We start from the raw sequence: 599 nt of genomic DNA on the forward strand, positions 1-599 counted from the left end.
TATACTATAAATTCAACTTTGCAACAGAACCTTCATTACTTTATATGCTGTTACATGGAACGTTATGCTTATCTTTTGAACTAATGATAAAAAAGACGCCTAATTTTAGGCGCCTTTTTAATAATCTACTAACTACTTATTATATCTAATTTTACTTGCTAACTTAGCTACTGTTTTATTGTCGTAGGGTTTAATATAGACTGTTTCAATATTCTCCTCTATTGCTTTTTTTGTTATCTTATTCATTTGACTATAATCACTATTTTGTGAATTTTCCCATTTATAAGGGATATTATTATATACATTAATTGTTCCATCACCATTACTGCTATATGTTACAGACCCACCAGCTCTCATAGGAGCTTCTAATTTCACAACTTTTTCTTTATAAATTGCACTATTTTTGGCTTGTGGATTTACTTTTGAGCCTTTTGGTATTTCTGTAACATAAACATTTTTAATACCTTTTAAATCATTTCTTGTAGATATTAACTGATACCAAACTCGTGCATATTCAATTTCTTTCGAGTTAAAATTATTTAAGTAACTTTTATTTTTATCAGTAGATTGTTGCTTCTTATTACTATCATTATTTTTTT

At 27.0% G+C, this 599-nt stretch carries 1 protein-coding gene; it reads right to left on the reverse strand.

Annotated features, from left to right (window positions below):
• Positions 1-132: 132 nt before the first annotated feature.
• A partial coding sequence (locus tag HMPREF2930_RS09080; RefSeq protein ID WP_070597384.1) for a hypothetical protein occupies positions 133-599 on the reverse strand: 467 nt, incomplete at its 5' end.

Source organism: Staphylococcus sp. HMSC068C09, from assembly GCF_001813735.1.
GTDB classification, from domain to species: domain Bacteria; phylum Bacillota; class Bacilli; order Staphylococcales; family Staphylococcaceae; genus Staphylococcus; species Staphylococcus hominis.